General features: G+C 38.1%; 7 protein-coding genes and 2 pseudogenes. 5 read left to right on the forward strand and 4 right to left on the reverse strand.

All coding sequences use genetic code 11. The features are described 5' to 3' along the window. From nadC to FNW02_RS36730, 4 genes and pseudogenes are all read left to right on the forward strand, one after another. The coding region (nadC, locus tag FNW02_RS36720) for a carboxylating nicotinate-nucleotide diphosphorylase (RefSeq protein WP_191762403.1) at positions 1–598 on the forward strand (598 nt) is incomplete at its 5' end. Positions 599–900: 302 nt separating this feature from the next. Continuing rightward, a pseudogene (locus FNW02_RS36725) lies at positions 901–1,708 on the forward strand (IS5 family transposase); the annotation flags it as partial. A gap of 22 nt (positions 1,709–1,730) precedes the next feature. After that, positions 1,731–1,817: pseudogene (locus FNW02_RS39385) on the forward strand (aspartyl protease); the annotation flags it as partial. A gap of 95 nt (positions 1,818–1,912) precedes the next feature. Next, positions 1,913–2,542 (forward strand): Uma2 family endonuclease, encoded by a 630-nt coding sequence (locus FNW02_RS36730; RefSeq protein ID WP_191762404.1) that lies wholly within the window; start codon positions 1,913–1,915, stop codon positions 2,540–2,542. Between the two features lie 41 nt (positions 2,543–2,583). Here the strand turns inward: FNW02_RS36730 and FNW02_RS40055 are convergent, their stop codons facing one another. From FNW02_RS40055 to FNW02_RS36745, 4 genes are all read right to left on the reverse strand, one after another. After that, positions 2,584–3,231 (reverse strand): hypothetical protein, encoded by a 648-nt coding sequence (locus tag FNW02_RS40055; protein WP_348535517.1) that lies wholly within the window; start codon positions 3,229–3,231, stop codon positions 2,584–2,586. A 173-nt stretch (positions 3,232–3,404) separates the two neighbouring features. Further along, positions 3,405–4,022, reverse strand: coding sequence for a DUF1802 family protein (locus tag FNW02_RS40060; RefSeq protein WP_348535518.1), 618 nt, complete (start codon positions 4,020–4,022; stop codon positions 3,405–3,407). Continuing rightward, positions 4,019–5,929: a hypothetical protein gene (locus FNW02_RS36740; protein WP_191762405.1), complete on the reverse strand. Its 1,911-nt coding sequence runs from the start codon at positions 5,927–5,929 to the stop codon at positions 4,019–4,021. Before FNW02_RS36740 ends, FNW02_RS40060 begins: the two co-directional genes overlap by 4 nt. 63 nt (positions 5,930–5,992) lie before the next feature. Then, entirely contained in the window at positions 5,993–6,712 is a 720-nt protein-coding gene (locus tag FNW02_RS36745; RefSeq protein ID WP_191762406.1) for a hypothetical protein, read from the reverse strand. A 486-nt stretch (positions 6,713–7,198) separates the two neighbouring features. Here FNW02_RS36745 and FNW02_RS36750 point away from each other — a divergent pair, with 486 nt between their 5' ends. Further along, on the forward strand, positions 7,199–7,690 hold the full coding sequence (locus FNW02_RS36750; protein WP_191762407.1) for a hypothetical protein: 492 nt from the start codon (positions 7,199–7,201) through the stop codon (positions 7,688–7,690). The last annotated feature ends 150 nt before the right edge of the window (positions 7,691–7,840 follow it).

Below are 7,840 nucleotides of genomic sequence, written 5' to 3' on the forward strand. Positions count from 1 at the left end.
CGCGAAAATTGAAGGTTCCCTTGATGCTTTGCTGAGTGGCGAACGCCTTGCTCTCAATTTAGTTATGCGTTTGAGTGGTATTGCTACTCTCACTAATCTTTATGTTCAAACAATTGCCGATTTTCCTACTCAACTCGTCGATACCCGCAAAACTACGCCAGGACTGAGACTTTTGGAAAAGTACGCGACCGCTTTAGGGGAAGGGATTAATCACCGCATGGGATTAGATGATGCGGTAATGATTAAGGACAACCATATTGCGGCAGCTGGAGGAATTGGAGAAGCAATTACTCGTATTCGTTCTCGGATACCTTATCCTCTGACAATAGAAGTAGAGACTGAAAATCTAGAGCAGGTGAAAGAAGCTTTACAATACAAAGCCGATATTATTATGTTGGACAATATGCCTCTGCAAATGATGCATCAGGCAGTACAGTTGATTCGTAAGGAAGATAGCCACATTAAAATTGAAGCATCAGGGAATATAACTTTAGACACGATTCGTGCTGTAGCAGAGACAGGAGTGGACTATATTTCTACTAGTGCGCCGATTACTCAGTCGAAGTGGTTGGATTTGAGTATGAAAATTTCACTTTAAATGATAGTGTTCCGTAAAACTCTAAAATCTTCAGATGGGTTGAGGAAACCTTAATTTCACTCACGTAATTATACAGGTGTATCTTTGATCAACAATCGATTAAAGTTAATTGAAAGGTTTAAAAACATCTATAAATCAGGAATAACAATTATAGCTATAGCCATCAAGATTAGGACGTAGACTATAAGAGCTTATTCGTAAAGAAAATCTAAAGAGAATAGAGCCTCAGTATACTCAGATTATAGGCTAAATCAATAACATTTATGTTGTTGTCAATGAGCCGTCTACCAGCGATTGAAAATCTGCACCGCAAATCCTATCCAAGTGATTTAAGCGATAGCGAATGGTTAATTCTCAAGCCTCTTCTGCCAAGCACTAAAGGATTTGGGCATCCTATAGATAGAAGTAAATTTGCGAGAAATTCTTAATGCGATTTTCTACGTGCAACACACTGGATGTCAGTGGGAAATGTTACCTCATGACCTTCCTCCTTATACAACAGTGTATGGCTACTTTCAAAAATGGCAACGCAAAGGCATCTGGCAGAAAATCCACGACCAAGTACGTCATCAACTGCGACAAGATTTAGGGCTAGATGAACACTCTACTGTGGCGTAGGCGTAGCCCGTCGTAGACATCGCTGATTCTCAATCAGTAAAGACCACGGAAAAAAAGGGGAGGTCTACGGTTTTGATGGTGGTAAAAAGGTTAAAGGGTGTAAGTGCCATATAGTTGTGGATTCTCAAGGGTTATTAATCGGTGTTTTAGTTACCGAAGCATTGTTTCGGAGCGTTTAGGGGCTGTAATCGTCTTGGACGAAGCTATTGAGGAATTGTCCAAATTAGAAGTTATTTGGGTAGACAAGGCTATTCGGGCGATAACTTTGCTCAAGCCGTTAGACAAGTTTGTGGACAACAGGTTCGAGTTGAGGTGATTCAAAGGAACTCGAAAACATTTGAGCGACTGCCGAAATGATGGATTGTAAAACGCACATTCGGCTGGCTTAATCGATTTCGGCGTTTGAGTAAGGATTATGAGTTGTACAGTGAGTTAAGTGAAGCAATGATTTATGGCTCATTGATTCGTCTGATGGTCAAGCCAATGGTATCAAGCTTTTGTTTACTAATCAGCTCTTACAGAAGTTTTATTAGGTTCAGAGTGGTTAAGATTTCTGCCGTTGGTGGTGAATTATCAGGCTGGTATATTGACTCTGGGATAATCGCGATGTTTCCTAACAAAGCTGTTTTTAGTCAAACAGAAATCTGGCTCCTGTTGAACGAGCACTTGGTATTCAGTAATTAGTAAGGTAGTTATATGATTCAGTCTTTACCAATTCCTGTTACAGTTGATCAGTTTCTAAATTGGTATCCACTCAATTCAACACAGTTAAGATACGAGCTACACAACGGATTTATTAAACCAATGCCACCACCTACAGGTGATCACGAATTAGTACTTGCATTCTTAACAAAGCAAATCTTACTAGAGTCGGATCGTCTAAATCTACCTTTTTATATTCCTAAAATTGGCTTAATCCGATCTATAGATAGTGAATCAGTGTATTTGCCAGATATTTTATTATTAAATCGTCCCAACCTGAGCAACGAACCTCTCTGGAAACCGAAATCGACTGTTACTCAATCGGCATCAGTTCCGTTAGTTGTAGAAATAGTTAGTACTAACTGGAGAGACGATTACTTTACTAAACTTGGTCAATACGAAGCTATTGGGATTTCTGAATACTGGATTGTAGATTATGCAGCGCTGGGAGGTAGAAAATTCATTGGCAACCCAAAACAACCAACTATCTCCATTTACTACTTGGTAGAAGGCGAATATCAAGTTACTCAGTTTAGAGACGGCGATCGCATCCAATCACCAATGTTCTTAGAGTTGAATTTAACCGCAGAACAAATTTTTCAAGCTGGAGATCTGTCAACGTAGCCACGACCGTGAGTTAGGCTAAACAATAAGAGAATATTATACTATTTTAAACTGATAGGTAAGTCACGTAGATAGTAAAAGCGATCGCTCTTTTTATCTCGTCCTAAATAGCCTGTTAATGGTGAGGAAAGTTCTATCATAATTTCGTACAGTTCTTTAGGTGTTAAAGACTGTGGTGGATTGTCGTAAATGTATGCTACATGAAGAGAATCAACTCCGACATCTCGATCGTTTGTTTTTTCTAGATGCTTTTTGACAAGCTGGATAATGTGCGATCGCAGCTTTATAGATTGTTCTATTTGATCAATATAAGTATTAACTTTATCTTCAGCCAAACCAAAAGGAGCTTGTTGCAAATATTCTTTTAGTTCTAACAAGTTGATAGAGTTTTTATAATGCGCTTGCAATTCAACTAGTTTTTGTAGAGTTTCGGGGCTAATAACATTCATTTGATTTTCGGTAGCTGTTCTTAGAGCGAAAAAATTTAATTCTCCAGCGGCTACAATTAATTTAATTGAATTTTCATACTTAACTTTACCAAGATGGTTCATACCTATTTTTAGTAACTGTGCAGGTGTACTATCAGTAACTTTCTCAGTTTTAGTTGCTTTACACTCTCCTACTATTGGATAAGGTTGTTCAGCATAAAAATCCATACCTCCTGCACCACCAGTTGCATCTGGATTCAAACCTAAACCTGTAAAGCCTAATTTTAGTAATCCTCTACGAACTAATTTTTCAAATGTATGTCCGTCGCTGGAGTTCCCAACTTCAGCAATTTTTTGAATCCAAGGTAAGTCTGAATCTAATGAGTTTGTTGGTTGGTTGCTACTCCAACCTAGAAATATTTTGATATCGTGATCTAATTCTTTAGCGGCTGGTTCTGTAAAAAAAGAGATGCGATCGCACTCTGCAATTCTTCTAATTCAGGATGCAATGGTGGCTCTAGTTTTTCTAATTGGCGTTTGCGTTGGGTGAAGGTGCGATCGTTTAAAACTGGTAAGTTATCAGATACCCTGAGCGAATAAGGTAAACCTAAAAACTGACTTTGAGAATTTACTAATATTTCTACTGGCTGAGACAACAAATAAACGTGCAAATGAGCAACAAATATATGCTTCCGTTGCAGCAGAATTTGTTCTAATGCTTTTGTTGTCCAAACAGTTAATTCTGACAAAGCCTTTAAAGATTGAGAGCTATTCAGGATTTGGCACAATTCACACTTACCCCAAGCTTTAATCCAGACTGTTTCAGAACCTATTTGAGTAGAAACTTTTTGGGTATCTATTAAGAGATTTGACTTGTAGTATTGTTCATCAGGTAACAAGTTTATTGAGCTTATAGACGGATAAAGAGCAAACGAACGCCCTGGATGAATAAATGTCGGGGGTATGACTGCCATCATTCGACCCTGTAGCAAAGCTTCAACCTCTGGAGAAGGTAGACATAAAGCAGTGTCGAGCAAAATTAAATTGCTCATAAACCGAGTTTAATAAGTAAATTATCGAGCATAGTATCTACTTCTTTAGTTAGATTTTGATGATTTGGTATAGACCGAGTTTCAGCAATATATTCTTCATCAATTAAGCCACTAGGAATCTGACCAGATGGATCGCTTAAAATTTCACGGATTAAATAATTGTCAATTGCAATTTTTTTATGATCAATAAATTGATAAATTTCTTTTTCAGTTACTTCATAGTCTTTGCAAGATTGTTTAACAAACAGGATAGCTAAAAGAGGCTTAATATCCTCAATATTCAGCTTTACGAATTCTCCTCCTAACTCTTTAGACAAAAGTTTATTCAAATGTTCTCCTCCTTTAGTATTAGGTTTTACGTCTTTAGCACGAACTAAACACCCACGAGTCATATCAAACATTTTATAATCGATTAATCTTTTCAAAGCAGCACTTACAAATTTAGTGGTAGATTCCTGCACAACTGCAACTACTATTTTGACAACTCTTCCCTCTTCTTGACCAATAATTCTAAAGTTGAGGTAGCCTTTGTCTACACTTTTGACTATAACTTCCTCAACCTCATCCAGTTTTACTCTTTCTACAGTTTTACCTTTAAGTGTTAGTAAACAAAGACGTATAGCATTAGCTATAATATTACTATCTTCAAAGTAATTTTCTATTGTGTTATCAAGTGCTGCAAGTTCTTTGTTGAAGGCTATTTCAACTTTATGTAGTGGATCTTGTGGCTGTGGTGGATCACCAGGTAAATTCCAGTTATCTGCACACCACTGTAGAACTCTTCTAACTATTGGTTTTTCTTTACCAAGTTCTCTCAATTCGCCTTCGTCAAAAGGATATATAGGATAAGGCGGAGTTAAATTTTTTGTGTCATAAAACTCTTTCAGCCAATGGGAAACAAGAGTTACTACATCATTACTGTTAAGATGTTTTAAATCAATTTTTCTTTCACCAATTCTGTCAATAACCGAATCTGCTTGTGGCACAACTTTAACTTGTTGCGTCCAAGTTTCATCGAACATAGCTAGAATTAAAACTCCGCGTTTGATTTTGCTATATATGTCTTTAGCAAATAGAGCAACAATCTGCGCTCTTGTAAAACCTTGCTCATTACAATTGAGACTTTCTAACTCATCAAAGCAGGTAACTACTGTTCTGTAATCACCAATTAAGTCTAGAATTTGGCATATAGTCTGGAATGCTTCAGCTTCTTTATCATCTTGACTAGTATTTGGTAATCCCATAGCGTCAGCTTGTGACTGTGCTAAATCTCTGCCAGCAAGCCAGTTAATTGCAAATGAAACTTTATCTGAAGATAGTGTCCATAAAATAGCCTGAATCAAATAAGGATTTTCAATATTTGGCTTAAGTTTAAGCACTTTGGCAGTCAAGGCATCAACTATCTTAGGATGTTGAGCTAAAACCCCAGGAAATCGTTTGATTAAATCTTGAGGGGTATAGCTTGACTTGTATACCTCGTTAACTAAAGTAGTTGCCATCTCTTGCCATTGCATTACACCTTGATTACCAGTCTGTTTTAAGCTAGATGTTAAAGTGTTTAGAAATTTAGAATGTATTTTGTTTAAGTCACCATAGTCAACCTCACTCATATAGACAAAAAAACTATCACCTTCATACTGAAGACGGCAACGAATTCGACTCATCAAGTGACTTTTTCCTAGTCCTTTCTCAGCTTTGATGGTTATACCAATAACTGAACGTTTCCCTGCGCGGATTTGCTCTATTGCCTGAAAAATGGCATTTGATGCATGAGCATTTATAGAAGGAACATCGGGAAAACTTTGATTCCAGATATCATGACTTCTAACTACTAATGACCTATCAAATGGGTTATGACTTGTAATAGCTTTGTTGAGATCTGAAGATGAAGATAAAGAACTAATCATGATTGTGCATCTACTGAAAATAAAAAAGAACAAAGTAAAGTGGAAAAAACTGAGTAACTTAGTTTATGAATTGAGGCGTTTAGCATAACAGCGTAATCCACTAACTTTAGTAGTAATGGAATCTTCAATCTTGTCTGGAGCACTATCTTCTATGCTTCCACCTTGAAGTTGCAAAATGTCCTTCTCCTGAATTTCTAACAGCCATGTGTTAAACTCTTCACGGCTAACCCGATCGCCTATTTCTCTCCTGATACGATAAATTGGCACAAGATCATCTAAGTTGTAGTTTTGGTTCAACTTGTCGTAAACTTCCAGCGCCACTGATTTAAACTCGTCGTAAGATGCGATTCCTTCTCTTCGAGACGCTACGCGTAGCTTGCTTCCCCGCAGGGGTACGGAAAGCTCCGCTAACTCACTCTTCCGATTAACTGGTACATCTGCACCAAGTACCGCAACATCTATCTGACTAATCCACTTCACCAACGCATTCGCCACCCAAGTTCCGACAATCGTTCCTTCAAGCCTAAAATCACCACTTCTCAAACCCTCACTCAATACCTCTAAACCCTTGGGAGATGTCAGAGAGTATCCTTTTTTGGAAATAGCGATCGCTCCCTGTTTCTGCAATTCCTCGAATGTGCTTTGAAAATCTGCTACCTTCTTAGTCTTGGATACAATTCGTTTGGTGAGTTGACCTTTCATTACTTCCTTGTGCGTTCCTCCCAAATCCCACAAAGCTAAAAGCAAACAAGTTCTAGTTTGGGCTGCGTTTTTTGATGCCATATTGAGTGTATTTTTTGACATAAATAGTCATAGTGACTGTTTCTTTTTAAGATATCTAGCTTTAAAAAATAACCGCAAAATTGCTGAATGTTACTACGTTTCTCCTCATATTTCTTCATAAAAATCAAAGACACTGAATTTACAGTGTCTTTTATGTAGACAAAACTAAATAAATTAGCGAAATTGACTTTCACTGCATCCCAAGCATCAGACAAGAAACGCGCATAAAATTTATGCAACCTGTCAAGTACTCAAGAGTATTGTTACCTAATTAGCAAATATATTTCTTTGGGAAGAAAACAGTTTATCTCAAAGGCAGGATGAAAAAATTGAAAAATTCGCCCATCATGACACTGAAACCAAAAAGCAATGTTGTTGTCAATTATTGGTGTATGTTCTTTTAATTCCAGCCAAAATCAACAGTAATTCCAACTCTGTATTTGCAACAGCAAGGCTTTTAGTAAACGTAAGTGGTGACGAAATACGATGAACACAATATATAGAGAACGTAAAATAGTTTCACGTCTACTGGCAGTGCTACTTTCAGCATTGCTAACAGTGCCTTTGCTAAGTAGTTGCGGAGGAGGTTCCCGAACTGCTACACCGCCACCTGTTGACGACACTATTGGCAGAAATGTAAGTAATCGTGTTCCCGTAAACCAACCCGAAGCTAAAAAAGGCTTGTCTACAGGGCAGAAAGTGGCAATTTTGGCAGGAGCCGCAGGACTTTACTACCTTTACAACAAACATAAAAATTCTCAAGGGGAAGGAGCAGAGGGCAAATATTACCTTTCTAAGAATGGGCGTGTATACTACCGCGATGCTGAACATCGTGCTCACTGGGTAACTCCACCACGAGAAGGCATTCGAGTTCCAGAATCAGAGGCGCAAAAGTATCGGGAATTCCAGGGCTATAACGGGCGTTCTACAGGTCGCGATCTAAGTGGCATAGCTTCAAGCGCAGCGCCGGCACTTTAGAAAAGTAAAGCGTGTGTGTTAATGAACCTATCCCACTAATACCAGCAATATGATAATCTGCTGTTGATGACGGTAAGTTGTATCAAGGTATGGCTGGGCGATTTGAAGGGTTAAGCGATCTGGAATGGAAGTTGTTTGAAGATATATTTC

The organism is Komarekiella delphini-convector SJRDD-AB1 (assembly GCF_014831675.1).
GTDB lineage: Bacteria > Cyanobacteriota > Cyanobacteriia > Cyanobacteriales > Nostocaceae > Komarekiella.

Coding starts and splice junctions, on each gene's coding strand:
- FNW02_RS40060 (WP_348535518.1), bottom strand. CDS start 4,022: ATGAGCAATTTAATTTTGCTCGACACTGCTTTATGTCTACCTTCTCCA.
- FNW02_RS36730 (WP_191762404.1), top strand. CDS start 1,913: ATGATTCAGTCTTTACCAATTCCTGTTACAGTTGATCAGTTTCTAAAT.
- FNW02_RS36750 (WP_191762407.1), top strand. CDS start 7,199: ATGAACACAATATATAGAGAACGTAAAATAGTTTCACGTCTACTGGCA.
- FNW02_RS36740 (WP_191762405.1), bottom strand. CDS start 5,929: ATGATTAGTTCTTTATCTTCATCTTCAGATCTCAACAAAGCTATTACA.
- FNW02_RS36745 (WP_191762406.1), bottom strand. CDS start 6,712: ATGGCATCAAAAAACGCAGCCCAAACTAGAACTTGTTTGCTTTTAGCT.